Origin of the sequence: Tepidimonas charontis (assembly GCF_007556685.1) — a bacterium.
Taxonomy (GTDB): Bacteria; Pseudomonadota; Gammaproteobacteria; order Burkholderiales; family Burkholderiaceae_C; genus Tepidimonas; species Tepidimonas charontis.
Genome location: NZ_VJON01000003.1, coordinates 79095 through 103600, shown reverse-complemented (window position 1 = coordinate 103600; position 24506 = coordinate 79095). Strand labels below are relative to the sequence as shown.

At 68.5% G+C, this 24506-nt stretch carries 26 protein-coding genes; 6 read left to right on the top strand and 20 right to left on the bottom strand.

Going from position 1 to position 24506, the window contains the following annotated elements; genetic code table 11:
* The 6 genes from Tchar_RS02095 to accD form a co-directional block, all read left to right on the top strand.
* The coding region (locus Tchar_RS02095; protein ID WP_328592025.1) for a FimV/HubP family polar landmark protein at positions 1 to 1383 on the top strand (1383 nt) is incomplete at its 5' end.
* Positions 1384 to 1404: 21 nt separating this feature from the next.
* The gene (gene truA, locus Tchar_RS02090) at positions 1405 to 2193 is read left to right on the top strand and encodes a tRNA pseudouridine(38-40) synthase TruA (RefSeq protein WP_144327447.1); all 789 of its coding nucleotides are present in this window, start codon (positions 1405 to 1407) and stop codon (positions 2191 to 2193) included.
* A gap of 2 nt (positions 2194 to 2195) precedes the next feature.
* Complete coding sequence (locus Tchar_RS02085) at positions 2196 to 2888, top strand: phosphoribosylanthranilate isomerase (protein WP_144327430.1); 693 nt, start codon at positions 2196 to 2198, stop codon at positions 2886 to 2888.
* Between the two features lie 66 nt (positions 2889 to 2954).
* A complete protein-coding gene (gene trpB / locus Tchar_RS02080) occupies positions 2955 to 4259 on the top strand; it encodes a tryptophan synthase subunit beta (protein ID WP_144327429.1) in 1305 nt (434 codons plus the stop codon).
* Positions 4256 to 5101, top strand: a complete 846-nt coding sequence (gene trpA / locus Tchar_RS02075) for a tryptophan synthase subunit alpha (RefSeq protein WP_144327428.1) — start codon at positions 4256 to 4258, stop codon at positions 5099 to 5101. The genes trpB and trpA overlap by 4 nt, the downstream gene beginning before the upstream one ends.
* A gap of 129 nt (positions 5102 to 5230) precedes the next feature.
* Positions 5231 to 6100 carry an acetyl-CoA carboxylase, carboxyltransferase subunit beta gene (accD, locus tag Tchar_RS02070; protein WP_144327427.1) on the top strand — a complete coding sequence of 290 codons (870 nt, stop codon included), beginning with the start codon at positions 5231 to 5233 and terminating at the stop codon, positions 6098 to 6100.
* Between the two features lie 75 nt (positions 6101 to 6175).
* On the opposite strand, the gene nagZ is transcribed toward accD, so the two are convergent.
* From nagZ to plsX, 20 genes are all read right to left on the bottom strand, one after another.
* Positions 6176 to 7261 (bottom strand): beta-N-acetylhexosaminidase, encoded by a 1086-nt coding sequence (gene nagZ / locus Tchar_RS02065; RefSeq protein WP_144327426.1) that lies wholly within the window; start codon positions 7259 to 7261, stop codon positions 6176 to 6178.
* Between the two features lie 48 nt (positions 7262 to 7309).
* The gene (acpS, locus tag Tchar_RS02060) at positions 7310 to 7783 is read right to left on the bottom strand and encodes a holo-ACP synthase (protein ID WP_144327425.1); all 474 of its coding nucleotides are present in this window, start codon (positions 7781 to 7783) and stop codon (positions 7310 to 7312) included.
* The gene (locus tag Tchar_RS02055; protein ID WP_144327424.1) at positions 7780 to 8583 is read right to left on the bottom strand and encodes a pyridoxine 5'-phosphate synthase; all 804 of its coding nucleotides are present in this window, start codon (positions 8581 to 8583) and stop codon (positions 7780 to 7782) included. The genes acpS and Tchar_RS02055 overlap by 4 nt, the downstream gene beginning before the upstream one ends.
* Positions 8580 to 9386, bottom strand: a complete 807-nt coding sequence (recO, locus tag Tchar_RS02050; protein ID WP_236640097.1) for a DNA repair protein RecO — start codon at positions 9384 to 9386, stop codon at positions 8580 to 8582. Before recO ends, Tchar_RS02055 begins: the two co-directional genes overlap by 4 nt.
* Before the next feature lies 1 nt (position 9387).
* Positions 9388 to 10413, bottom strand: coding sequence for a GTPase Era (era, locus tag Tchar_RS02045; RefSeq protein ID WP_201739273.1), 1026 nt, complete (start codon positions 10411 to 10413; stop codon positions 9388 to 9390).
* Positions 10410 to 11108 (bottom strand): ribonuclease III, encoded by a 699-nt coding sequence (gene rnc, locus Tchar_RS02040; RefSeq protein WP_144327422.1) that lies wholly within the window; start codon positions 11106 to 11108, stop codon positions 10410 to 10412. Before rnc ends, era begins: the two co-directional genes overlap by 4 nt.
* Positions 11109 to 11111: 3 nt before the next feature.
* Positions 11112 to 11450: a DUF4845 domain-containing protein gene (locus tag Tchar_RS02035; protein ID WP_144327445.1), complete on the bottom strand. Its 339-nt coding sequence runs from the start codon at positions 11448 to 11450 to the stop codon at positions 11112 to 11114.
* Positions 11451 to 11563: 113 nt separating this feature from the next.
* Positions 11564 to 12544: a signal peptidase I gene (gene lepB, locus Tchar_RS02030; protein ID WP_236640096.1), complete on the bottom strand. Its 981-nt coding sequence runs from the start codon at positions 12542 to 12544 to the stop codon at positions 11564 to 11566.
* Positions 12541 to 14355, bottom strand: coding sequence for a translation elongation factor 4 (lepA, locus tag Tchar_RS02025; protein ID WP_144327443.1), 1815 nt, complete (start codon positions 14353 to 14355; stop codon positions 12541 to 12543). The genes lepB and lepA overlap by 4 nt, the downstream gene beginning before the upstream one ends.
* 134 nt (positions 14356 to 14489) lie before the next feature.
* Positions 14490 to 15974: a DegQ family serine endoprotease gene (locus Tchar_RS02020; RefSeq protein WP_144327442.1), complete on the bottom strand. Its 1485-nt coding sequence runs from the start codon at positions 15972 to 15974 to the stop codon at positions 14490 to 14492.
* A gap of 69 nt (positions 15975 to 16043) precedes the next feature.
* A complete protein-coding gene (locus Tchar_RS02015; protein ID WP_144327421.1) occupies positions 16044 to 17057 on the bottom strand; it encodes a MucB/RseB C-terminal domain-containing protein in 1014 nt (337 codons plus the stop codon).
* Positions 17058 to 17076: 19 nt separating this feature from the next.
* On the bottom strand, positions 17077 to 17724 hold the full coding sequence (locus Tchar_RS02010) for an RseA family anti-sigma factor (RefSeq protein WP_144327420.1): 648 nt from the start codon (positions 17722 to 17724) through the stop codon (positions 17077 to 17079).
* Between the two features lie 35 nt (positions 17725 to 17759).
* Entirely contained in the window at positions 17760 to 18395 is a 636-nt protein-coding gene (rpoE, locus tag Tchar_RS02005; protein ID WP_144327419.1) for an RNA polymerase sigma factor RpoE, read from the bottom strand.
* A complete protein-coding gene (locus Tchar_RS02000) occupies positions 18392 to 18925 on the bottom strand; it encodes a hypothetical protein (RefSeq protein ID WP_144327418.1) in 534 nt (177 codons plus the stop codon). Before Tchar_RS02000 ends, rpoE begins: the two co-directional genes overlap by 4 nt.
* A gap of 26 nt (positions 18926 to 18951) precedes the next feature.
* Positions 18952 to 20196 (bottom strand): beta-ketoacyl-ACP synthase II, encoded by a 1245-nt coding sequence (gene fabF / locus Tchar_RS01995; RefSeq protein WP_144327417.1) that lies wholly within the window; start codon positions 20194 to 20196, stop codon positions 18952 to 18954.
* Positions 20197 to 20202: 6 nt separating this feature from the next.
* Positions 20203 to 20442 (bottom strand): acyl carrier protein, encoded by a 240-nt coding sequence (acpP, locus tag Tchar_RS01990; protein WP_043703749.1) that lies wholly within the window; start codon positions 20440 to 20442, stop codon positions 20203 to 20205.
* A gap of 88 nt (positions 20443 to 20530) precedes the next feature.
* Positions 20531 to 21280 (bottom strand): 3-oxoacyl-ACP reductase FabG, encoded by a 750-nt coding sequence (gene fabG, locus Tchar_RS01985; protein WP_144327416.1) that lies wholly within the window; start codon positions 21278 to 21280, stop codon positions 20531 to 20533.
* A 102-nt stretch (positions 21281 to 21382) separates the two neighbouring features.
* Complete coding sequence (gene fabD, locus Tchar_RS01980) at positions 21383 to 22336, bottom strand: ACP S-malonyltransferase (RefSeq protein WP_144327415.1); 954 nt, start codon at positions 22334 to 22336, stop codon at positions 21383 to 21385.
* A 19-nt stretch (positions 22337 to 22355) separates the two neighbouring features.
* Positions 22356 to 23375: a beta-ketoacyl-ACP synthase III gene (locus Tchar_RS01975; RefSeq protein ID WP_144327414.1), complete on the bottom strand. Its 1020-nt coding sequence runs from the start codon at positions 23373 to 23375 to the stop codon at positions 22356 to 22358.
* A gap of 44 nt (positions 23376 to 23419) precedes the next feature.
* Complete coding sequence (gene plsX, locus Tchar_RS01970; RefSeq protein ID WP_144327441.1) at positions 23420 to 24469, bottom strand: phosphate acyltransferase PlsX; 1050 nt, start codon at positions 24467 to 24469, stop codon at positions 23420 to 23422.
* Between the last annotated feature and the right edge of the window lie 37 nt (positions 24470 to 24506).

Sequence of the window (24506 nt, the reverse complement as noted above, 5' to 3'; positions counted from 1 at the left end):
GCTGGTGGTGGCGATGGCGATGGCGCGGCCGCGCCCGCCCCCACGGAGCCTGCCGCGGCAACCGAAGCGGCGCCCAGCGCCGCCCCTGCCGCCACGGCACCGGGCGCGGCCGCGCCATCGCCATCGCCACCACCAGCAGCGCCTGCGGTTACCGCCCCCGTGGCTGCGCCGACAACTGCGCCAACGGCGCCCGCCGCGGGTGCCCCGGGGCCACTGTCGGCCCTGCTCGGCAACCCGGTGACGATTCCGGCGGCGGCCGCCCTGGCGGCGCTGATGCTGGCCTTTGCCTGGTGGCGGCTGCGCCGGCGCCGCACCGAAGAGCTGCAGCGCACCGAACCGCAGCCCGAACCCCAACCCGAAGCGATGGCCGACGCCGACGCGCAGTCGCAGTCAGAGGTCCCGTACGCACCCAGCCAGATCGTTGCCGACGGTGACGTCGATCCGGTGTCCGAAGCCGACGTCTACCTGGCCTACGGGCGCGAGCAGCAGGCCGAAGACATTTTGCTGGAGGCCCTGCGGCTGCATCCGCAGCGCTTGCCGGTGCGGCTGAAGTTGCTCGAAATCTACGCCCAGCGCCCAGACCCCGCGCGCTTCGAGGCGGCGGCGCGCGAGCTGCGCGAGCTCACCGGTGGCACGGGCGCCGAGTGGGATCAAGCCTGTGCCTGGGGACGCCAGATCGACCCCGACAATCCGTTGTATCGCCCTGCCACGCCCCCCGAAGCGGACGGCGCCCCCGAGATCGGGTCCGATGCAGCCGCTGCGGTCGAACCGCCGCTCGATGCGGGGCAACCCGCTGCCGCGCCCAGCGACGATGAGTTCGATTTCGACCTCGACCTGAGCGCGGACAGTGATGGCACAGCAGCAGCGTCGCCGTCCGACACCGATACCCAGTCCGCAGACGCCAACGGCGTGGCCGCTCCGAGCAAGCCTGCCGAGGTGGCCTCCAGCGGGCTGGATTTCGAGCTCGACCTGCCACAGGACCGCATCACCCCGACCAGCGCTGCGGTGCCCGAAGTCGATCTCGAGCTCGAGGTGCCAACGACGACGCCGGCGCAACCCCCCGTGACGGCGAGCGGCACCACGGGTATGCCCACCCTGCCGCCCGAGCTGCAGGACTTGTCGCTGGACCTGTCCACCGAGGAGCCGCCTGCGCCATCTGCCGCCACCGGCGAGTCGGTGCCGGAGGCACCATCCAGCCTGGAAGTGACAGAGACAGAGACGCTCGACGAAAACGATCCGCTCGAGACCAAATTGTCGTTGGCGCGCGAGTTCGAGGCCATCGGTGACATCGACGGCGCGCGCACGCTGGCCGAAGAGGTGGCGGCCGAAGCCAGCGGCGCGCTGCAAGAGCGCGCGCGCGCGTTCCTGGCGCAACTGGGCTGAGTGGGGCCCACCACGGTGGTGATGCGCATCGCGCTGGGCGTGAGCTATTTGGGTACGGCCTACACCGGCTGGCAAAGCCAGCCGCACGGGCGCACCGTGCAAGATCGGCTCGAAGACGCCCTGGCCCGCTTTGCCGACATGCCGGCGATCACCACCCTGTGCGCGGGCCGCACCGACGCCGGCGTGCACGGGCTCAACCAGGTGGTGCACTTCGATGCGCCGGTGCAGCGGCCGCTGGCGGCCTGGGTACGCGGCACCAACCGCTACCTGCCCTCCGATATCGCGGTGCAGTGGGCACGGCGGGTGCCCGCCGATTTTCACGCCCGCAACCACGCGCGCGCGCGCCGTTACGCCTACGTGCTGCTGGAGTCGCCGGTGCGCCCCAGCGTGGAAGCCGGCCGCGTCGGCTGGGTTTTTCGGCCGCTGCAACTCGAGCCGATGCAGGCCGCTGCCCAACATCTGCTGGGCACGCATGACTTCAGCGCCTTTCGCGCCGCCCAATGCCAGGCCCGCTCACCCGTCAAAACCCTGCGCACCGTTGCCATCCGGCGCCGCGGCCCCTACTGGCGCTTCGACTTCGAAGCCGATGCCTTCTTACACCACATGATTCGCAATCTGATGGGCTGTCTGATCGCCGTCGGTCAAGGGCTGCGGCCGCCAGGCTGGGTGGCCGAGGTACGCGATAGCCGCTCGCGCGAACGCGCCGCCCCCACCTTTGCCCCCGATGGCCTGTATTTTTTGGGTCCGGTGTACGATGCGGAACTGGACCTGCCTGAGCGCACGCCGGCCTTCGATTGGCTGCCCCTATAACGATGCCCCCGAAGCGACGCACCCGCATCAAAATCTGCGGCCTCACGCGTGAAGCCGACGTGCGCGCGGCCGCCGCCCTGGACATCGACGCCGTCGGCTTCGTGCTCTACCCGGGCAGTCCGCGCGCCGTCACGCCTGAACGCGCAGCGGCGCTGGCGGCGCTGCTGCCGCCCTTCATCACACCGGTGCTGCTGTTCGTCAACGCCAGCGCCGCCGAGGTGGCCGCCGGTGTGACCGCGGTGCCGCACGCGCTGCTGCAATTTCATGGCGACGAGACGCCCGCGCAGTGCGCGGCGCTGGCAGGCGCGCGCGCCTGGCTGCGCGCGGCGCGCGTGCCGCTGACGCCTGGCGCCACCGGCTTCGATCTTCTAGAATACGCCGAGACGTTTGCTGCCGCCCGTGCCCTGGTGGTCGATGCCCACGTGGCCGGTTATGGCGGTGGCGGGCAAACTTTCGATTGGACAGCGATTCCGTGGTCACACCCTCGACTTCGCGCCGCCGATCGGGTCGTTTTGTCTGGTGGACTCACACCCGAAAATGTGACCGATGGCGTGCGCCTGGTGCGGCCTTGGGCGGTTGACGTTTCCTCCGGCGTCGAAGCCGCCAAAGGCATCAAAGACGCGCAGCGCATGGCGGCGTTCGTGGCTGCGGTGCGGCGCGCCGACGCTGCGCTTCCTCCCTCCCCTGCGGTGTGACCGCCGTGCGCCCACCGCGGCCGTGCACGGCGGGCTGTCAGCCCGTCCTTTGCGAGGTTTTGCCCGATGATCCACTACGACTACCCCGACGCCCGCGGCCATTTTGGCCCCTATGGCGGCAGCTTCGTCAGTGAAACCCTCACACACGCCATTGCCGAACTGCGCAGCGCCTACGAGCGCTACCGTCACGACCCCGACTTCCAGCGCGAATTCCGGCAGGAATTGGTGCACTTCGTCGGCCGGCCCTCGCCCATCTACCACGCCGCGCGCTTGAGCCGCGAACTCGGTGGAGCGCAAATCCTGCTCAAGCGCGAAGACCTCAACCACACCGGCGCGCACAAAATCAACAACGTCATCGGCCAAGCGATGCTGGCGCGCCGTATGGGCAAGCCGCGCATCATCGCCGAGACCGGCGCCGGCCAGCACGGCGTGGCCACCGCCACCATCTGTGCGCGCTACGGGCTGACGTGCATCGTCTACATGGGGGCCGAAGACGTCAAGCGCCAAAGTCCCAATGTCTATCGCATGCAGCTGCTGGGCGCCACCGTCGTGCCGGTGCACTCCGGCAGCCGCACGCTCAAGGATGCGCTCAACGAGGCGCTGCGCGACTGGGTCACGAACGTCGGAAATACCTTCTACATCATCGGCACCGTGGCCGGCCCCCACCCCTACCCGACGATGGTGCGCGACTTCCAAAGCGTCATCGGCGAGGAGTGCCTGCAACAAATGCCGCAGCGGCTGGCCGAGCTCGGCTTGCCCGGCAACGGCGCGCCCGGCCTGCCCGACGCGGTCATTGCCTGTGTCGGTGGCGGCAGCAACGCGATGGGCATCTTCTACCCCTACATCCCGTATGAGGCCGTGCGCCTGATCGGTGTGGAGGCCGCCGGCGCCGGCCTCGACAGCGGGCACCACGCCGCGTCGCTGCAGCGCGGCACCCCCGGCGTGCTACATGGCAACCGCACCTATGTGCTGCAAAACGCCGACGGCCAAATCACCGAAACCCACAGCGTCAGCGCCGGCCTGGACTACCCCGGCGTCGGCCCCGAGCACGCCTGGCTCAAAGACAGCGGCCGCGCCGAGTATGTGGGGGTCACCGACGACGAAGCCTTGGCGGCCTTTCACCGCCTGTGCCGCACGGAAGGAATCATCCCGGCGCTGGAGTCCAGCCACGCCATCGCCTACGCGATGAAGCTGGCGCCAACGCTGCGCCCCGATCAGACGCTGCTGGTCAATCTATCGGGCCGCGGCGACAAGGACATCGGCACCGTGGCCGACCTCAGCGGCGCCGAGTTCTACTGTCGCCCCAGCTGCCGCGGCCAAGCGGTCAAAACCGCCCATCCGATCACCCCTGTCGAGGGAGCTGCCGCATGAGCGCCGCCCGTCTGGCCACCACCTTCGATCGCTTGCGCGCCCACGGTCGGCGCGCCCTCATTCCCTTTGTCACGGCGGGCTATCCGCGCCCGTCGGACACACCGGACCTGATGCATGCCCTGGTGGCAGCCGGGGCCGACATCATCGAGCTGGGGGTGCCGTTTTCCGACCCCATGGCCGACGGCCCGGTGATTCAGCGCGCCAGCGAGCGGGCGTTGGCCGCCGGCGTCGATTTGGCTCAGGTGCTCGACATGGTGCGTGCCTTTCGCCAACGCGACACCTCCACCCCGGTGGTTCTGATGGGCTACGCCAACCCCATCGAGGCCTGGGAGCACCGCCACGGCAGCGGCGCGTTTGCCCGCGACGCCGCTGCCGCGGGCGTCGATGGCGTGCTGGTGGTGGACTACCCGCCCGAAGAAAGCGAAGCGTTTGCCGCCGCGCTGCGCACGCAGGGGCTGGATCTGATCTTCCTGCTTGCCCCCACCAGCACCGACGAGCGCATGGCCTTGGTGGGCCGCCTGGCCAGCGGCTACGTGTACTATGTGTCGCTGACCGGCGTGACCGGGGCGGCGCACCTCGACGCCGCCGCGGTGCAAGCCATGCTGCCGCGTATTCGGCGCCACGTCCGGGTCCCCGTCGGGGTCGGCTTTGGCATCCGCGACGCCGCCAGTGCCCAGGCCGTCGGCTGTGAGGCCGATGCGGTGGTGATCGGCACGCGGCTGATTCAACTGCTGGAGCAGGTGCCCCCGGAGGAAGGACCGGCCAACGTAGCCGCCTTCGTGCGCGACATCCGTGCCGCGCTCGATGCGCTGCCGCCGCGCGCCGCCGCCCATCCGGCGTGAGGTGCATGGGTCCGGTCGGCGGGCGTTGCCGATTGGTGCGCAGGGCCGCGCGGCTGACGCATAATCGGGCGCTCGCATCAGACCACACGGGGCGCTGCGAGGCGCCCCACGGGTTGGTAAGGAGACGCCATGTCCTGGCTCGAAAAATTGCTGCCGCCTCGCATCAAGTCCGAAGGCGGCCCTCGCCGCAGCATTCCAGAAGGCCTGTGGATCAAGTGCGCCGGCTGCGAGGCGGTGCTGTACAAGACCGATCTGGAAAAAAACCTCAACGTCTGTCCGCACTGCGGCCACCACCACCGCATCGGCGCGCGTGCGCGCCTGGACGCCTTTCTCGACCCCGAAGGCCGCTACGAGATCGGGCAGGAAGTACTGCCGGTGGACGCGCTGAAGTTCAAGGACAGCCGCAAATACCCCGAGCGGCTCAAGGAGGCGATGGAAGCCACTGGCGAGACCGACGCCCTGGTGGTGATGGGCGGCGCCGTGCACACGCTGCCGGTGGTGGCGGCTTGCTTCGAGTTCGACTTCATGGGCGGCTCGATGGGGTCGGTGGTGGGCGAGCGCTTCGTGCGCGGCGTCGAAAACGCCATCGAGCAGCGTGTGCCCTTCATCTGCTTTACCGCCACCGGCGGGGCGCGCATGCAAGAGGGCCTGTTGAGCCTGATGCAAATGGCCAAGACCAATGCCGCCCTGACCCGACTGGCCAAGCAACGCCTGCCCTACATCAGCGTGCTCACCGACCCCACGATGGGCGGCGTCTCTGCCGGCTTTGCGTTCATGGGCGACGTGGTGATCGCCGAACCCAAAGCGCTGATTGGCTTCGCTGGCCCGCGGGTGATCGAAAATACCGTGCGCGTGAAGTTACCCGATGGGTTCCAACGCGCCGAATTCCTGCTGCAAAAAGGCGCCATCGATTTCATCTGCGATCGGCGTGAGCTGCGCAGCACGGTGGCCAACATACTGGCCATGCTGCAGCGCCAAAGCGCCGATGCGGTGGCCTGAGCCGCGCGCTTGCCGCTGACGCGGAAACCCCCACAGGCCGGGCCAGTGCTTCATGGGCGCTGGCGCTCGCGGCGCTCATGGCAGGTACTGCAAGGCGTGCTGATAGCGGGCATCGACCATCAGCGCGTCCCAGCTCGGTGCCGGCCCCAGCGGCAGCAGCGCCCGCCGGCGTGCTTCGGCCGTTTCATCCGGCACCCAGCGGCCCTCGAACCACGCGCGGCTCAAGCCCTCGATTAGGTCGTCGATGGCCGCACCCTGCTCCACCGTACTCTGGTTGCACAGCAGCACCATATCGCAGCCGGCCGCCAGCGCCGCCAGCGCCGCCTCGGTTGGCGTGACGAGCCGACCGTCGAGCCAGCGCGCGCCCTCCATGCTCAAGTCGTCGCTGATGATGGCGCCGGTAAAACCCAGCTCGCCGCGCAAAATATCCTTTAGCCAGCGCCGCGAAAAGCCCGCTGGGCGGGCGTCCACCTGGGGATACACAACGTGCGCGGGCATCACCGCGGCCAGCGCGGTGCTCAACCAGCCGTACGGTGCGGCGTCGTCGGCCAGCAGGGTTTGCAGCGGCCGCTCGTCCACCGGCAGCGCCACATGCGAGTCGGCCTCGGCCCAGCCGTGTCCGGGGAAGTGCTTACCGCAGTTGGCCATCCCGGCCAGCCGCAGCCCGTGCATCAGCGCCTGCGCCAGCAGCGTCACCACGCGCGGGTCGGTATCGAAGGCGCGGTCGCCGATGACCTCGCTGCGCCCGTGGTCCAGATCGAGTACCGGGGTAAAGCTGAAATCGACGCCACAGGCACGCAATTCCGCCCCCAGCACGTAGCCGGCCGCAGTAGCGGCGTTGCAGGCCGCCAGCGCTGCCTCGCCCGGACGTGTCTCGGGTGCGGTGCGCCACAAGCGACCGAAGTCGCGCATCGGCGGCAGATGGGTGAAGCCGTCGCTGCGAAAACGCTGCACGCGGCCGCCCTCGTGATCGACGGCGATCAGCACGTCGCTGCGCACGCGCTTGATCTGCCGGCACAGGCGCTGCAGCTGGGCGCGGTCACGCCAATTGCGAGCGAACAAAATCACGCCGCCCACCAGCGGATGGCTCAGGCGAGCGCGGTCGGCGTCGGTCAAGCGCGGACCGGCGATATCGATGATGAGTGGGGCATGAAACGTCATGATGGGCTTTCGCGGCAGAGCCACAAGCCAACAAGGGAGCACGCGGCCTCAGCGCCGCCGAACCTCCCCCTCGTCGGGCATCGGTGTGGCGGTATCGGCACTGCTGGCCAACGGCGCGCGTGCTGGGGCGTTGCGTGCCTCGACGATGACGCAGGCGCTGGCCCAGTCGCCATCATCGCTGACACTGACCTGGGCGTGCCAGCCGCGTTCGGCACACCAGCGCTGCAGCGCCCCGTGCAGCACCACGGCCGGCTGGCCGCTGGGTTGATGGAGGATCTCGCAATCTCGCCAGCGCATCGGCGCACGCAGGCCCAGACCGATCGCTTTGCTGAAGGCTTCTTTGGCAGCGAAGCGGGTGGCCAGATAGCGCAGCCCACGCTGCGCGCAGCGCCCGCTGCGCTGCGCCCACACCACGCGTTCCTGTGGCCCCAGGATGCGCTCGACGAAGCGCAAGCCGTGGCGCTGCAGGGCCGCCTCGATGCGGCGCACGTCACACAGGTCGGTGCCGATGCCCACGATCATGCCGACTCCAGGGGATCTGCCGTCGTCGCCTGGTGCGCCGCCTCGATGCACGCCAAATAGGCACGCACCGCTGCCGGAAAACCGAGCTCCAGCGCGTCGGCGGTCAGGGCATGACCGATCGAGACTTCGGCCACGCCCGGCACGGCGCGCAAAAAATCGGTCAGGTTGTCGCGATTGAGGTCATGTCCGGCGTTGACGCCCAGCCCGGCCGCCAGCGCGGCGTGGGCGGCCGCGCGGTAGCGCTGCAATTGCGCGGCACGCGCCCCCGGTTCGGCCCAGGCCGCGGCGTAGGGCTCGGTGTAGAGCTCGATGCGGTCGGCACCCACCGCCCGGGCCGCAGCCATCTGCGCGGGCTCCGGGTCCATGAATAGGCTGACCCGCGCGCCCAGCGCCTGCGCCTGCGCGATCACGGGGCGCAGCCGCTCCGCGTCCTCGGGAAAACGCCAGCCATGGTCGCTGGTGAACTGTCCCACGTCATCGGGCACGAAGGTGAGCTGGTGCAGCGGCAGCCCGCGCGCCACGACGTCGCGCGCCACCTCCAGCAGGTTGTGAAAGGGGTTGCCCTCGATGTTGAATTCGCGCCCCGGCCAATCGCGCAACAAGGTGCCGATGTCGAACACATCGGCGGGGCGGATGTGACGCTGATCGGGCCGCGGGTGCACGGTGATGCCGTGCGCGCCGGCCTGCAGACACAGGGTGGCGGCCCGCACGACGCTGGGGATGCCGAGATGGCGGCTGTTGCGCAGCAGTGCTACCTTGTTGACGTTGACCGAAAGAGCGGTGCGGTGCGAAGCCATCATGACAGGGTGTCGGAAGATGCAGCAGGCGCGCTGGACCGCCCCGGCGCTGCCAAGCGGCGCACGGCCAACAGCAAGGCATGCGTGCGAAAGCGCGTCATACCACTATGGTAGTGCAGCAAGGCGGCCAGACCTTGGCGCAGCGCAGGTTGGGTCAAGACATCGGCACAGCGCAACAAGGCCGACCACGCATCGGCTGCTTGCAGCGCCCGCTGCAGGCGCTGCCAGTGCCCGCCGCGCAGCGCCGCCGTGTCGATATCGGCTGCCGGCAGCAGGCCGGCGTCGGGGTGCAGGCGGTAGCCGTGATTGGGTTGCAGGGGCAGCAGCCGCACACCTTCCTGCCCCAAATCGGGCAACCAGCCCAGCGTGCGCAGCAGCAACAGCTCGAACGCGCGCAGCGCCACCGCGCGCTGCTCGGGCCATGGCAGTGCCGCCACCGCCGCCGCATAATGATCGAACAGCGCTGGGTGGGGATCATCCCGCATCAACAGGCGCAGCAGCAATTCGTTGAGGTAGTAGCCGGCCAGCAGCGCTTCGCCCGTCGGCAATACCTGCCCGCCGGCGTATTGCGCGGCCTTGAGGGTGCGCACCTCGGCCTCACCCGACCAATCCAGCCGCAGCGGCAGCAGCGGCAGCAGCACGGCGCGATACTGCGACGTCGGTCGCTTGACCCCCTTGCCCACCAGCACCACGCGTCCGTGGTGGCGGCTGAACACCTCCAGGATCGCGCTGGATTCGCTCCAGGCATGGTGGTGCAGGACGTAGGCCGGTTCGTCGTGCACCCGGGCGCGCCGCCGCGTGACCACGTCACTCGTATCCGTAGGCGCGCACGCGCGCCTCATCGTCCGACCAGCCCGAGCGCACCTTCACCCACAGCTCCAGAAACACCTTGCCGCCCCACAGCCGCTCCAACTCCTGGCGCGCTTCGGTGCCGATGCGCTTGAGCCGCTCACCGCCTTGGCCAATCACCATGCCCTTGTGGCTGTCGCGCTCCACGACAATGGTGGCCGCGATGCGGCGCAACCCGCCTTCGTGCTCGAAGCGATCCACCACCACGGTGGAGGTGTAGGGCAACTCATCACCGGTCAGGCGAAAGAGCTTTTCGCGCACCAGCTCGCCCGCCAAAAAGCGCTCGCTGCGGTCGGTCAGGTCGTCGGGTTCATACAGCCAGGGCTGCTGCGGCACGTAGCGCTCGCACAGCGCCAGCAGGCGTTGCACGTCGCGCGGCTGCTTGGCCGACATCGGAAAAAACTCGGCAAACGGGTGGCGCTCCTGCATGCTGCGCAACCACGGAGCGATTTCGACGCGACGCTGCACACGGTCGAGCTTGTTGGCCACCAGGATCACCGGCACGCCCGTGGGCAGCAGCGCCAGCACCTTGGCATCGGCCAAATCGAAGCGCCCGGCCTCGACCACGAACAGAATCAGATCGACGTCGGTGACCGCGCCGAGCACGGTCTTGTTGAGCGCGCGGTTGAGCGCGTTGCCGTGGCGGGTTTGAAACCCCGGTGTATCGACGAAAACGAACTGCGTGGCGCCCTCGGTGCGGATGCCGGTGATGCGGTGGCGCGTCGTCTGCGCCTTGCGCGAGGTGATGCTGATCTTGTGTCCGACCAGTGCGTTGAGCAGCGTGGATTTGCCGACGTTGGGTTTGCCCACGATGGCGATGAAGCCGCAGCGCTGCGCCTCGGCGGGCACGGGCGCCGGTGCCGGCACGTCGACCGGGCCGACTTCGGTCGGTGCCGCTGGTGCACGGCCCAAGGCGCGCGCCAGCATCGCCTCGAGCTCAGCGGGCGTTTGCGGGGTGGGCGTGGCAACGTGAGAATCGTTCATGACGGACGGAGACTGACGGTGTTGCCCTGCAGTCGCTGCAACATCAACGCGGCGGCGACCTGCTCCGCCGCGCGGCGCGAGGGCCCGCGCGCCACCGTGGGCTCGGTGCCATCGACACAGCACGCCACCTCGAACGTCTGGGCGTGCGCCTCGCCCAGAATCGAGCGCACCTCGTACTGCGGCAGCGCGCGCCGACGCCCTTGCAGCCACTCCTGCAAGGCGGTTTTCGGGTCTTTGTCCAACGCCGGCTCCAGCGATACACCGTCGTACCAACGGCGCGCCACCGCTTGTGCCGGTTCGAACCCGGCGTCCAGATAAATCGCCCCCAGCACGGCCTCGACCACATCGGCCAGAATCGATGGGCGATGTCGCCCGCCGCTGCGCTGCTCGCCGTCGCCCAAGCGCACCAGGTCCGGCAGGCCGAGGTCGAGCGCGATGCGATGCAGAGCATCCTGCCGCACCAGATTGGCGCGCACGCGCGACAACTCCCCCTCGGACTGCCGCGGCAGGCGCTGCACCAGCAGGGTCGAGACCACCAACCCCAGCACCGCGTCGCCCAGAAATTCGAGCCGTTCGTAATGATCGGCGCTGTGGCTGCGGTGGGTCAGCGCCCGCAGCAGCAACTCCGGTCGCTTGAACGTGTGGCCCAGGCGTGCCTGCAGCGCCTGCAGGCCTGAAGCATCAGGCACGGTCATGACTCATTGGCTGCGCCCACGGTATTTGAGCAGCAGATAGGCCGGTCCAAACAAATGGACCTCCTTGTCATACGCAAACTCGACCACGATTTTGTCGCCATCCTTGCTGATTTCCAGATCCTGGCCGCTGATCGCTTCGAAGTAGTCGGCGGTTTTGGCGCGCTCGAAGGCATTGCGGATTTCGGTGACGGTGGTGCCGCTTTGCGCAGCGCGGTTGACGGCTTTCTGGATCGCCAGATATTCGGTGACCGTGGGCACGACCTTGGCCGCCAGCACCAGCAGCATCGCAGCCACCACCCCGAAGAACACCATCCCCAACAGGGTTACCCCGCGCTGTCGCATCGTCACCACCCCCACGTCGTGCGGCGCCAACGCCGCGTGCGGACAATCATAGCGGCAAAGCGCCGCCCTGGGCAGGGGCTCGGAGCGAGCGCGCCGCGATACACACGACCACGTCATTCGAAGCGACCGATGCGCCCGAAATCGCTGAAATTCATCCACACCAACACCGCCTTGCCGACGACATGACTGTCGGGCACGAACCCCCAGTAACGCGAATCGAGCGAGTTGTCGCGGTTGTCGCCCATCACGAAGTAGTGGCCGGGCGGCACGCGGCAGGTCACCCCTTCGATCGTGTAGCGGCACTGGTCGCGATGCGCAAATTCGGTGGCCACCGGAATGAACGCCGGGCGCTCGTCGTCGATCAGGATGTGCACGCGCTTGCCGCCGATGGTTTCGATGAACTGTTTGCGGTACTGCATCGTCTCGGCGTCGTAGAAGTCGGGCGCCGCTGCGCGCGCCACCGGCTCGCCGTTGATATACAGCCGCTTGTTCAGGTAGGCCACCTCGTCGCCCGGCACCCCCACCACGCGCTTGATGTAGTCCAGGCTCGGCTGTGGCGGGTAGCGAAAGACGATGACGTCGCCGCGCTGCGGTGTATGCCCATCGATCAGCTTGGTGTTGAGCACCGGCAGCCGCACCCCGTAGTGGTATTTGTTGACCAGGATCAGGTCGCCGATGTGCAGCGTCGGCAGCATCGAGCCCGACGGAATCTTGAACGGCTCGAACAGGAACGAGCGCAGCACGAACACCGCCAGGATCACCGGGAACAGGCCGGCGGTCCAGTCCAGCCACCACGGCTGCGCCAGCAAGCGGCGGCGCACGACCTCCGCGTCGGTGTGCTCCACCGCGATGCCCTGCGCCGCGCACTCGCGCTGGCGGCGCTGCAGCTCGGCCACCGCCGCCTCGGCGGCGGCGCGCCGGCGCGGCAAAAAGACCCAGCGCTCAGCCACCCAGTAGGCCCCGGTAACCAGCACCGCCAGCAGCAGCAGCAGCGCAAAATTGCCGTCGATGAAACCGGCATACCACGCCACGCCATAGCCGGCAAAGGCGGCCAGCACCACGCCGGTGAGCGCCCCCATGGTTTGATCGTTCATGCGTCCTCCACTTGCAGGATGGCCAGGAACGCCTCCTGCGGCACCTCCACGGTGCCGATTTGCTTCATGCGCTTCTTGCCGGCCTTCTGCTTTTCCAGCAGCTTGCGCTTGCGCGTGATGTCGCCGCCGTAGCACTTGGCCAGCACGTTTTTGCGCAGGGCTTTGACGGTCTCACGCGCGATGATGTGCGACCCGATGGCGGCTTGGATGGCGACGTCGAACTGCTGGCGGCTGATGATTTCGCGCATCTTTTGCACCACCGCGCGCGCCCGGTACTGGGCCTGGCTGCGGTGCACGATGATCGACAGCGCATCGACCTTGTCGCCATTGAGCAGAATATCGACCTTGACGACGTCGGAGGGGCGATACTCTTTGAACTCGTAGTCCATCGACGCGTAGCCGCGCGAGACGGACTTGAGCTTGTCGAAGAAGTCGAGCACGATCTCGGCCAACGGCAAGTCATAGGTCAGCAGCACCTGTTTGCCGTGGTAGGCCATGTTGAGCTGCACGCCGCGCTTTTGATTGCACAGCGTCATCACCGGCCCGACGTAGTCCTGCGGCACGTAGATGTGGACGGTGACGATCGGTTCGCGGATCTCCTGGATGCGCCCTGGGTCGGGCATCTTCGAGGGGTTTTCCACCTCGATGACCTCACCGTCGCCTTTGACCACCTGATAGACCACGCTGGGCGCGGTGGTGATGAGGTCTTGGTCGAATTCGCGCTCCAGCCGCTCCTGCACGATTTCCATGTGCAGCAGCCCCAGAAAACCACAGCGAAAGCCGAACCCCAGCGCCTGCGACACCTCGGGCTCGAAGTGCAGCGAGGCATCGTTGAGTTTGAGTTTTTCCAGCGCGTCGCGCAGCGCGTCGTACTCGCTGGCCTCGGTCGGGTACAGCCCGGCGAACACCATCGGCTGCACGGCCTTGAAGCCCGGCAAGGGCTCGGTGGCCGCCGGTAGGTTGGCGCCGCTGGCGCTCTTGAAGGCGGTGATGGTGTCGCCCACGCGCGCCGCTTGGAGCTCTTTGATGCCGGCGATCACATAGCCCACCTCACCGGCGTGCAAAGCCTCGCGCGGCTGGTTGGCGGGAGTGAAGACGCCGAGCTTTTCGGTTTGATACTGCGCGCCGGTGGCCATCAGCCGGATGCGGTCGCCGCGGTGCAGGCAGCCATCGACCACGCGCACCAGCATCACCACGCCGACATAGTTGTCGAACCACGAGTCGATGATCATCGCGCGCAGTGGCCCATCGGGGTTGCCGCGCGGCGGCGGCACCTTGGCCACGATCGCCTCCAGGATCTCGTCGATGCCCAAGCCCGTCTTGGCCGAGCAGGCGATGGCCTCGGACGCATCGAGCCCGATGACATCCTCGATCTCGCGCTTGGCGCGCTCGGGGTCGGCCTGCGGCAGATCCATCTTGTTGAGCACCGGCAACACTTCGACGCCCAACTCCAGCGCGGTGTAGCAGTTGGCCACCGTCTGCGCCTCCACGCCCTGGCTGGCATCGACCACCAGCAAAGCGCCTTCGCAAGCGCTCAAGCTGCGGCTGACCTCGTAGGAAAAATCCACGTGGCCCGGGGTGTCGATCAGGTTGAGGTTGTAGGTTTGGCCGTCACGCGCGGTGTATTGCAAGGCGGCGGTCTGCGCCTTGATGGTGATGCCGCGCTCTTTCTCCAATTCCATGGAGTCGAGCACCTGCTCGGTCATCTCGCGCTCGCTCAAGCCCCCGCAGCGCGCGATCAGGCGGTCGGCCAGCGTGCTCTTGCCGTGGTCGATGTGCGCGATGATGGAAAAATTGCGGATGTGCTTCATGGCCACGTGAAAAAGGGCGCGCTCGCTCGACCAGCGCGCCCGTGTTGCGGGCAAACCCATTATTGTAGGGCCGCAGCCGCTGCAGCAGTGGTGCGGCGCCGGCCACGGCAGCGCGCCGCGATGGCATGAATGGCTCAGGGCCGCACCAACACCCACTGGGCCCAGTCGCCGCGACGGATCAGCAAGCCGACGGGGCGGCCCTTCGGGACTTCGTTGAGCGCGCGCTCGAAGTCGCGCACATTCGATACCCGCTGGTTGCCGACGCCCACCACCACGTCGCCCGGCTGCACGCCGGCGCTGGCGGCCGCGCCGCTGACCTCGGTCACCCGTACCCCGCCTTCCACCTTGAGCTCGCGCCGCTCGGCGGCGCTGAGCTCGCGCACCGTCAGGCCCAACGGGGCTGCCTGTGCGCTGCGCGGGGCTTCGGCTGCCGCCACCGCTTCTTCTTCGAGCGCGCCGACGGTGACGGTGAGGGTGCGTGACGCACCGCGGCGCCAGATTTCGACCGGCACACGCGTCCCCGGCTTGGTGGCGCCGACGATGCGCGGCAGGTCGATCGATTTTTCCACCGGCTTGCCATCGAAGCGCAGAATCACGTCGCCCGGCTCGATACCGGCCTTGGCCGCGGGCGAACCGTCTTCGACGCCGCGCACCAGGGCGCCCTGCGTGCCGCTCAACCCGACGGCCTCGGCCACCTCTTTGCTCACCGGCTCGATGGCCACGCCGATGCGCCCGCGCGTGACCTTGCCAAACTGGCGCAGCTGCTCGGCCACCCGCACCGCCTCGTCGATGGGGATGGCAAAGCTGATGCCCATGAAGCCGCCCGAGCGTGAGTAGATCTGGCTGTTGATGCCGACCACCTCGCCGCGCATGTTGATCAACGGCCCGCCGGAGTTGCCCGGGTTGATGGCCACATCGGTCTGGATGAAGGGCAGGAAATCACCGGTTTCGCGCTGCTTGGCGCTGACGATGCCGGCGGTGACCGTGTTGTCGAGCCCGAACGGAGAGCCGATCGCGACCACCCACTCGCCGACCTTGAGTCGCTCCACGTCGCCAATACGCACCGGCGGCAGGCCCTGCGCGTCGATCTTGACCAGGGCCACGTCGGTGCGCCGATCGGCGCCCACCACGCGCGCCTTGAATTCGCGCTTGTCGTTGAGGGTGACGATCAGCTCGTCGGCCCCCTCGACGACGTGGGCATTGGTGAGAATGAAGCCGTCGGCGCTGTAGACGAAGCCGGAGCCGACGCCGCGCTGGATGCGCTCGGCCTCGCCGCGGGGGTCGCGCGGCCCGCGTGGCGCCACCTCCGGCGGCAGCGGGATACCAAAGCGGCGGAAAAACTCACGCATCTGCTCATCCACGTCGCTCTGCGGCGCGCGCGCGACGCGCTCGACGGTGCGGATGTTGACGACCGACGGGCCGACTTTGTCCACCAACACGGTGAAGTCGGGCAGTCCCGTGACCAGGGCCGGCGCGCTGGGCGCCGGCGCAGCTGCCGGTGCCACCGGTTGCGCGCCCACCCCGCGTTGCACGCCCAGCCACACTGCCGCAGCGACCACCAATACTGACACACCGCCCCACACCCACGGGCGCAGGCGTGCCTTGCGCTGGACTCGCATCAGATCACCACCTTTCGTTGCCATCGTCTCTTCCATTCATTGGTGCTGCGGCAGCCGCGGCGGCTGGCTTTACCGCGTGCGCTCCACCGCGGCCAAAAAACGCTCCAGCGTCTGCGGCGGCACCTCGCCCAGCGCCGTGACGGCGTAGCCGCCCACGCGTTGCGCCAACACGTGGGTGGCGCCGTTGGCGCTGCGGCCGCTGCCAGCGCCGGCGTCGGCCGGCGCAAAAAAGAGCGACAGCGACGCCAAGCCGTCCGAGAATACACAGTGCAGCGGATGGCGCGCCGCCGCGTCGTCGCGCGCCCAGCACGTCACCGGGCGAAACCCCGGCACCTCGGCATTCAAACGCCAACCCTCGGCCTCCAGCGCAGTCTTGCGCAAGCTCGGGCGCTCGATCCGGTAGCCGCGTGTGGCCTCCATCTGTCGCGCCAGCGCTTCCAGCCGCACGGGTATGTCCAGCTGCAATTCGGTAAAAGCCATCTGCTCCAGCACCGCGTCGTCCGCGCCCAAAATTTGCAGCTTCAGCAGCAAGCCGGTGCTTTTTTCCGACCAGATACGGTAGGCATAGCGCCACTGATCGCGCGGACGAAAATCCACCACCCAGGCGTCCCACCCCGCCTGACGCTCGCTACCACGCAGCACGGCCCGATAGTGCTGCGCCACCTCGAAGCCGGCACGCGCCAACGGTCCGGGGAACGCGCGCAACAGCTCGCGCCGATCACGCACCCCCCATTGCTTGTCCGGCCGCAGTATCAGCACCTCGTCGTCACGCCGCCAGGTCACGCGCGCCGGGCCGTCGAGCACCTCGATGCGCTCGATTTGCTGGCGCCCGTCGCAAACGTGCACGACGCGCGCCGTCATCATGTCGCTGCCGCGCGTCACGACGAAGGTGCCGCTGTAGGCGCGGGCGCGCGTGGCCTCGTGCAAGCGCTGGATCCAGGCTTCGATATCGGCCGCCGGCGGCCCAGCAGGCGCTGCGACCTGGGCCCACGCGGCACCAAGGCCGACCCAGCTCAGCACCAACGCGGCCAGCCGCGCCGTCCATCTGCCCGCGCCCCAAGCGCTGCTTGCCCTGCCCATCATCGTGCGTATCTTTGACGTGTCAGCGCGCCGGCGCCTCGACGCTGGCCGTGCGCAGGAAACCGGCACTGGACTGTAGCGCCGATGCCCCGCCCCATTGCCGATGGGCCGCCAACAATTCCTCTAGCTGCGCATGGCGAGCCGCCGGCGCGGCCGGTGCGTAGGCGGTGGACGGTGCCGCTGGCACCGTCGGCGCAGCGGCCACGGCCGACGCGGTATCGGCTGGTGCGCGCACCCATGCCGGGGCACCCGCTGGCGTGCCCACCACGCCACCCGCTTGCCATGCCCAAGCCAGCACGGCCGCCAAGCTCGCTATGGCCGCCACCATTTTCCAGCGAAAGACCGCGTCGTTGGCCGCCACGGGCGGCTGCGATAGGCTGGGTGCGATGGGCTCGGCCAGCCGCGGCGCCTCGAACCGCGGCTCCTGGTTGATACGCGCCATGACCGCGCGCACGAAGACCGGGTCGGCGGCGCGCGTCTGTGCAGCGGCGTGGGCGCGCAGCGCCTCGCCGATGCAACGATAAGCGTCCCACGTGGCGTCGTCGGTGTCGTCCAGCACCATCGGTTCGGTGGGCACTGCAGCACTCTCGCCATCGAAGAGGGCGGACAACCACTCGCGCCGCGCCACGTCGGCGCCGCACGGCGGATTCGATACCCTATCAGCGTTCATATCACTGTCCTTTGGTGGCCCACTACCGTCATGCGTCACCAGCGCTTGCCCGACTGCCGCTCCAACATCGGCTTGATGCGCGCCGAGATGGCCTCGCGTGCACGGAAGATGCGTGAGCGCACCGTCCCGATGGGACAGTCGAGCGCCTGCGCGATTTCCTCATAGCTCAAGCCGTCGATTTCACGCAGGGTGATGGCCTGCGCCAACTCGGTGGGCAATGCCTCCACCGCCGCCTGCACCGCCTGGGCGATTTCCTTGCTCGCCAGCACGGCGTCGGGGGTTTCGGTGTCGGCCACGTGGGCGGTTAGTTCCTGTTCCAGCGCGGAAGTTTCCTCCGCCTCCTCGCCGTTGTGCAGCGCGCTCATCGGCACCAGCGGGTCACGTTTGAGGTCTTGCAGCGCCTTCTTGGCGGTGTTGACGGCGATGCGATACAACCACGTATAAAACTGGGAGTCGCCGCGAAACTGCCCCAGGGCTCGCCAGGCGCGGATGAACGTCTCTTGCGCCAGATCGGGCACCAAGTCGGCGTCGCGCACCAGGCGCGCGATCAACCGCTCGACGCGGCGCTGATATTTGATGACCAGCAGCTCGAAGGCGCGCGCGTCGCCCGCTGCGGCGCGCTGCACCAGCGCGGCGTCGGCATCGGGTGGGCGGCGATCATCGGCTTTCATGGCATGTGAGCGGGGTGATCGAATATAGCCGATCGAAATGCCCCGCCCGTGACGAGTGCGCGCCGCACCTGCTCCCAAGTCAGCGGCGCATCCGGCGGCAACGCCTCACGGGCGAGCCAGCCCCACAGCACGCGGCCGTCCTGCCCCACGGCGCGCAACAGCAGCGCGTCTTCCGCGTCCCAGACCACATGCAGGGACGCCAGCGGCAGGCCGCGCGGCCACGCTGGCCCGATCGCCCATGCACACGGCTGCACAAGCATGCGGTGACCGGCGGCACGGACGACGGGCGGGGATGAGGCGACCGCCGCTGGGGCGGGCAGCCGCAGCGCCGTCCACGCCGGCGCGCGGGCGGCCCACAGCGACCACCCCCACCACATCAGCGCCCCCAGACATCCCCACCACCACGCGCCGGGCAGCGCCCCCGGAGTCAGGTAGGCCCACACCAACATCGGCGCGAAAACAGCCACCGGCGCTGCGCGCTGCAGCCGGCGCTGCAGCGTCGGTGCACCCACCGGGACGACGCAGCCCATTGGCGCCACGGCGCCGCCCCCGACCATCAGACGCGCTTGAAGACCAGCGTGCCGTTGGTACCGCCGAAGCCGAAATTGTTCTTCAGGGCCACCTCGATGCGCGCCTGCCGCGCCGTGTGCGCGCAGTAGTCCAAGTCGCACTCGGGGTCGGGATCGTCCAAATTGATGGTGGGCGGGATGGTCTGGTGATAGACCGCCAGCACCGTGAAGACGCTCTCCAGACCGCCGGCGCCACCGAGCAAATGCCCGGTCATCGATTTGGTGGAGCTGACGACGACACGCCGCGCGTGCTCGCCCAAGGCGGCCTTGATGGCATGGGTTTCATTGACGTCACCCAGCGGGGTGGAGGTGCCGTGGGCGTTGACGTAGTCCACCTGGTCGGGATTGAGGCCGGCGTTGCGCAAGGCGTTGAGCATGGCGCGGCGCGGACCGTCCATGTTGGGCGCCGTCATGTGTCCGGCGTCGGCGCTCATCCCGTAGCCGGCCAACTCAGCGTAAATGCGCGCGCCGCGCGCCTGGGCGTGCTCGTACGCTTCCAGCACCAGCACGCCCGCACCTTCGCCCAGCACGAAGCCATCACGCCCCTTGTCGAACGGGCGCGAGGCGGCTTGCGGCGCGTCGTTGCGCGTGGACAGCGCCCGCATCGCGGCAAAGCCGCCGATGCCCAACGGCGACACGGTGGCCTCGGTGCCGCCCGCGATGACGACGTCGGCGTCACCGTACTCGATCAGACGAGCGCCTTCGCCGATGCAGTGCAGCCCGGTGGTGCACGCCGTCACCACGGCCAGGTTCGGCCCCTTGAAGCCATAGCGCATCGACACATGGCCCGAGACCATGTTGATGATGGACGCCGGCACGAAGAAGGGCGAAATGCGGCGCGGCCCGCGGTTGATGAGCTCGGTATGGGTGGCCTCGATGAGCGGCAAGCCGCCGATGCCCGAGCCGATCACGCAGCCGATGCGGCACGCCTGCTCTTCGGACAACGCCTCACCCACCGGCAGACCTGCGTCGGCCACGGCTTGCGCCGCGGCGGCGATACCGTAGTGGATGAAGGTATCCATGGTGCGCGCCTCTTTGGCCGGCAGATAGGCTTCGAGTGCGAAGTCACGCACCTCACCGGCGATTTGGCAGGCAAACGCACTGGCGTCGAACTTGGTGATGCGATCGATGCCCGAGCGACCGGCAAGCACATGGGTCCAGGCTTCCTGCACCGTGTTGCCCACGGGGCTGACGCAGCCCAGACCGGTCACGACGACACGGCGGCGGCTCATGCAGGCTCAGCCTTTGTAGTGCGCCTTGGCGTAGTCGATCGCCTGTTGCACGGTGGTGATCTTCTCGGCGTCTTCGTCCGGAATCTCGATGCCGAACTCGTCTTCGAGCGCCATCACCAGCTCCACGGTGTCCAGGGAGTCGGCGCCCAGGTCGGCGACGAACGCCTTCTCGGGGGTGACCTGGCTCTCCTCGACGCCGAGCTGCTCGGCGATGATCTTCTTGACGCGTGCTTCGATGTCGCTCATAGTGCCCTCATGGGGTGGTTGAAAACAGCCTCGGCATTGTAGCGGGCTCGACACGGGCGCCAACCGCTGGTCACGCAACGGCGTCGCATCAGGCCATGAACATACCGCCGTTGACGTGCAGTTCCTGCCCGGTGATGTAGCCCGCGTGCGGGCTGGCGAGAAAGGCCACCGCGTGCGCCACATCGGCGGGCTTGCCCAGGTGGCCCAGCGGAATTTGCGCCAGCAGCGCCTGCTGCTGCTCGGCCGGCAAGCTGGCGGTCATGTCGGTCTCGATGAAGCCCGGCGCCACGCAGTTGACGGTGATGCGGCGGCTGCCGAGTTCGCGTGCTAGCGCCCGCGTCATGCCAGCCACGCCGGCCTTGGCCGCCGCGTAATTGGCCTGTCCCGGATTTCCCGTTGCCCCCACCACGCTGGTGATGTTGACGATGCGGCCATAGCGCTGCTTCATCATCGGCCGGATGGCGGCGCGACAGAGCCGAAAGACCGCCTTCAGATTGGTGTCGAGCACCGCGTCCCAGTCCTCGTCTTTGAGGCGCATGGCGAGCGTGTCGCGCGTGATGCCGGCGTTGTTGACCAGGATGTGCAGCGCCCCGCGCTCTTTGACGATGGACGCCACCACCGCTTCGGCAGCAGCGCCGTCGGTGACGTCCAACCGCACCCCTTGGCAGCCCGGGTAAGCCGCCAGCGCCTGGGTGATGCGCTGCGCCCCGTCGTCACTGGTGGCGGTACCCACCACGTGCACGCCGCGCGCGGCGAGTTCGCGCGCGATCGCCGCGCCGATGCCGCGCGTGGCACCCGTGACCAGGGCCACCTGCCCTTCCCATCCGATATCAGACATCGATGTGTTTACCTCCATTGGGTATGGCGCCGCGTCTGGCCTGCGGCGCTGCGCGGCCAGGCGCCACGCCACCGACGCGACGCGCTGCCGCCGCGATGTTCGTCAAACCGACAGCGCCGCGCGTACCGCAGCCAGTGTAGCCGGATCGTACAAGGCCAAGGCTTGCAAGGTGGGATCGATGCGCTGCGTCATTCCGGTCAGCACCTTGCCCGGGCCGCACTCGACCACCGTGTGCACTCCGCGCGCGCGCAGCGCACGCACGCACTCCACCCACCGCACCGGCCCGGCGGCTTGACGCACCAGGGCGTCGCGAATGCGCGCCGGGTCGGTCTCCGCCGCCACGTCGATGTTGTTGACCACCGGGATGCGTGGCGGTTGCAAGGCGACGCTGGCCAGCCGCTCGCGCAGGGCTTCGGCGGCGGGACGCATCAGGCTGGAGTGAAACGGCGCCGACACCGGCAGCGGCAACGCGCGCCGTGCACCGCGCGCCTTGAGCACCTCGCAGGCCTTGTCCACGGCAGCCTTGGTGCCGGCGATCACGGTCTGCAGCGGATCGTTGAAGTTGACCGCCTCCACCACTTCGCCACTGTCGGGAGCAAATTGCGCCTGGGCTTCGGCGCAGCCGGCGCGCACGGCGTCGGCGTCCAGCCCCAGGATGGCGGCCATGGCCCCCGCACCCACCGGCACCGCTTGCTGCATGGCCTGGGCGCGAAAGCGCACCAGTGGCGCGGCCTCGGCCAGCGTCAGCGCCCCGGCGGCGACCAACGCGCTGTACTCACCCAGCGAATGCCCCGCCATGGCAACGGGGTCGGCGCCGCCCTCGGCCTTCCAGACCCGCCAGGCTGCCACCCCGGCCACCAACATCACCGGCTGGGTATTGGTGGTCAGTGCCAAGGCTTCTTTCGGTCCTTCGCGGATCAAGCGGCCGATGTCCTCCCCGAGCGCATCTGACGCCTCTTGCAGCGTCGCGCGCACCGCAGGGTGATCCCCCCACGCATCGAGCATGCCCACCGATTGCGAGCCCTGCCCGGGAAAAACGAATGCACATGCCGTCATCTTCGTGATCCGTGTCTGTTCAATACCGCACCAGGGCCGAGCCCCACGTGAAGCCGCCCCCCACCCCCTCCAGCAGCAACAGCTGGCCCGGGCGCACCATACCGGCGCGCACCGCGTGGTCCAGCGCCAGCGGGATGGATGCCGCCGACGTGTTGCCGTGCTGGTCCACCGTCACCACCACGCGCTCCATCGGCAACTTGAGCTTGCGCGCCGTGCTTTGCATGATGCGGATGTTGGCTTGGTGGGGGATCAGCCAGTCGATGTCGGCTTCGGACAGCCCCGCTTTGGCCAGCGTGGTGCGGGCGGTTTCCTCCAGCACGCCGACGGCGAGTTTGAAGACCGCCTGTCCGTCCATGCGCAGCAGCGGCTCGCCCAGCACATGGCCGCCGGCCACCGTGCCCGGCACGCACAGAATGCCGGTGTGCCGGCCATCGGCGTGCACATCGGTGGCCAGCACGCCCGCGCCGCGGCCATCGTGCTCGGTGGCCTCCAACACCACCGCGCCGGCGCCATCGCCAAACAGCACACAGGTGGTGCGGTCGTCGAAGTCTAGGATGCGCGAAAACACCTCGGCTCCCACCACCAGTGCGCAGCGCGCGCTGCCGGTGCGGATCAAGGCGTCGGCCACGGTCAGCGCATAAATGAAGCCGGTGCAGACCGCCTGCAGATCGAAGGCGGGCGCGCCGATCGGCCCCTGTCCGCCGTGCGCCTGCGCGGCTTCGTGCAGCTTGCGCTGCACGATGGTGGCGGTGGAGGGAAACACCATGTCAGGGGTCGAGGTGGCGACGACGATCAAGTCCACCTCGTGCGGCTGGCGACCCGCCGCCTGCAACGCCCGCAGACTGGCCGTCAGCGCCAAGTCGCTCGCCTGGGTGTCACCCTCGACGAAATGGCGCGCGCGAATGCCGGTGCGCTCGACGATCCAGTCATCGCTGGTCTGCAAACCGCGCGCCGCCAGCAGCGACACCATGTCTTCGTTGGTCAGGCGTTTGGGCGGCAGCGCACTGCCGGTTCCCGTGATGCGGGCGTACAGGCTCATCGACGATCGATCTTTCGGTCAAGCCGGGGCGCCTCGAGCGCCCCTCAAGGACAAGCGGGGGAAGGCGCCACTGGCATGGTCTGCAGCCACGCCAATGTGGGCGCGATGCGGTGCTGCACTCGGTCGAGCAACCCCGCGTGGGCCGCATCATACGCCCGCCGCAGGGCCTGCTCGAAAGCGAAGACGTCCGCTGCGCCGTGGCTCTTGAACACCAGCCCACGCAGGCCCAGCAGCGCCGCCCCGTTGTAGCGCCGGTGATCGACGCGGCGCTTCAAGCGCATCAGCACCGGCCAGGCGGCCGCTGCCACCGCCCGCGCATACCAGCCGCGGCTGAACTCCTCACGCAAGAAGGCGCCGATCATGCTGGCCAAGCCCTCGCTGGTTTTCAGCGCCACGTTGCCGACGAAGCCATCGCACACCACGATATCGGTCGTACCCTTGAAGATATCGTTGCCCTCGACGTTGCCGTAGAAGTTGAGCAAACCGCGTGCGGCCGCCTCGCGCAACAGCTGCCCGGCGCGCTTGATGACCTCGTTGCCCTTGATGACTTCTTCGCCGATATTGAGCAGGCCGACGCTGGGATTGTCGCGTCCGCCGGCGGCCACCAACGCCGAGCCCATCAGCGCAAACTGCAACAAGTGCTCGGCGCTGCAGTCGACGTTGGCCCCCAGATCGAGCACCGTGGTGGCCCCGCCGGCCGCGTTGGGCAGCTGGGTGGCGATGGCCGGGCGGTCGATGCCGTCCAAGGTCTTGAGCACGTAGCGGGCGATGGCCATCAAGGCGCCGGTGTTGCCCGCCGAAACCGCCACATCGGCCGCACCGTCTTTGACTTGGGCGATGGCCACCCGCATCGAGGAATCTTTTTTGCGCCGCAGTGCCACCTCGACCGGATCGTCCATGGTGACGACCTCCGACGCCGGCACCACCCGGCACCGATCGGGGCTGAGCGCCGCGGGTAACGCAGCCAGAGCCTGCGGCTGTCCGACGAGCAGCAACTGCGCCTGCGGACATGCCGCCGCGAAGGCGGCGCAGGCTGGCACGGTGACGGCGGGGCCGAAGTCGCCCCCCATGCAATCGACGGCGATGCGGATCACGGACACGCCACGCGCGAGCGCGGGCACGGCGCCGCCG

Excerpts from the sequence above, each read along its gene's own strand:
- truA (WP_144327447.1), top strand. The coding sequence starts at position 1,405 with ATGCGCATCGCGCTGGGCGTGAGCTATTTGGGTACGGCCTACACCGGC.
- Tchar_RS02085 (WP_144327430.1), top strand. The coding sequence starts at position 2,196 with ATGCCCCCGAAGCGACGCACCCGCATCAAAATCTGCGGCCTCACGCGT.
- trpB (WP_144327429.1), top strand. The coding sequence starts at position 2,955 with ATGATCCACTACGACTACCCCGACGCCCGCGGCCATTTTGGCCCCTAT.
- trpA (WP_144327428.1), top strand. The coding sequence starts at position 4,256 with ATGAGCGCCGCCCGTCTGGCCACCACCTTCGATCGCTTGCGCGCCCAC.
- accD (WP_144327427.1), top strand. The coding sequence starts at position 5,231 with ATGTCCTGGCTCGAAAAATTGCTGCCGCCTCGCATCAAGTCCGAAGGC.
- nagZ (WP_144327426.1), bottom strand. The coding sequence starts at position 7,261 with ATGACGTTTCATGCCCCACTCATCATCGATATCGCCGGTCCGCGCTTG.
- acpS (WP_144327425.1), bottom strand. The coding sequence starts at position 7,783 with ATGATCGTGGGCATCGGCACCGACCTGTGTGACGTGCGCCGCATCGAG.
- Tchar_RS02055 (WP_144327424.1), bottom strand. The coding sequence starts at position 8,583 with ATGATGGCTTCGCACCGCACCGCTCTTTCGGTCAACGTCAACAAGGTA.
- era (WP_201739273.1), bottom strand. The coding sequence starts at position 10,413 with ATGAACGATTCTCACGTTGCCACGCCCACCCCGCAAACGCCCGCTGAG.
- rnc (WP_144327422.1), bottom strand. The coding sequence starts at position 11,108 with ATGACCGTGCCTGATGCTTCAGGCCTGCAGGCGCTGCAGGCACGCCTG.
- Tchar_RS02035 (WP_144327445.1), bottom strand. The coding sequence starts at position 11,450 with ATGCGACAGCGCGGGGTAACCCTGTTGGGGATGGTGTTCTTCGGGGTG.
- lepB (WP_236640096.1), bottom strand. The coding sequence starts at position 12,544 with ATGAACGATCAAACCATGGGGGCGCTCACCGGCGTGGTGCTGGCCGCC.
- lepA (WP_144327443.1), bottom strand. The coding sequence starts at position 14,355 with ATGAAGCACATCCGCAATTTTTCCATCATCGCGCACATCGACCACGGC.
- Tchar_RS02020 (WP_144327442.1), bottom strand. The coding sequence starts at position 15,974 with ATGCGAGTCCAGCGCAAGGCACGCCTGCGCCCGTGGGTGTGGGGCGGT.
- Tchar_RS02015 (WP_144327421.1), bottom strand. The coding sequence starts at position 17,057 with ATGATGGGCAGGGCAAGCAGCGCTTGGGGCGCGGGCAGATGGACGGCG.
- Tchar_RS02010 (WP_144327420.1), bottom strand. The coding sequence starts at position 17,724 with ATGAACGCTGATAGGGTATCGAATCCGCCGTGCGGCGCCGACGTGGCG.
- rpoE (WP_144327419.1), bottom strand. The coding sequence starts at position 18,395 with ATGAAAGCCGATGATCGCCGCCCACCCGATGCCGACGCCGCGCTGGTG.
- Tchar_RS02000 (WP_144327418.1), bottom strand. The coding sequence starts at position 18,925 with ATGGGCTGCGTCGTCCCGGTGGGTGCACCGACGCTGCAGCGCCGGCTG.
- fabF (WP_144327417.1), bottom strand. The coding sequence starts at position 20,196 with ATGAGCCGCCGCCGTGTCGTCGTGACCGGTCTGGGCTGCGTCAGCCCC.
- acpP (WP_043703749.1), bottom strand. The coding sequence starts at position 20,442 with ATGAGCGACATCGAAGCACGCGTCAAGAAGATCATCGCCGAGCAGCTC.
- fabG (WP_144327416.1), bottom strand. The coding sequence starts at position 21,280 with ATGTCTGATATCGGATGGGAAGGGCAGGTGGCCCTGGTCACGGGTGCC.
- fabD (WP_144327415.1), bottom strand. The coding sequence starts at position 22,336 with ATGACGGCATGTGCATTCGTTTTTCCCGGGCAGGGCTCGCAATCGGTG.
- Tchar_RS01975 (WP_144327414.1), bottom strand. The coding sequence starts at position 23,375 with ATGAGCCTGTACGCCCGCATCACGGGAACCGGCAGTGCGCTGCCGCCC.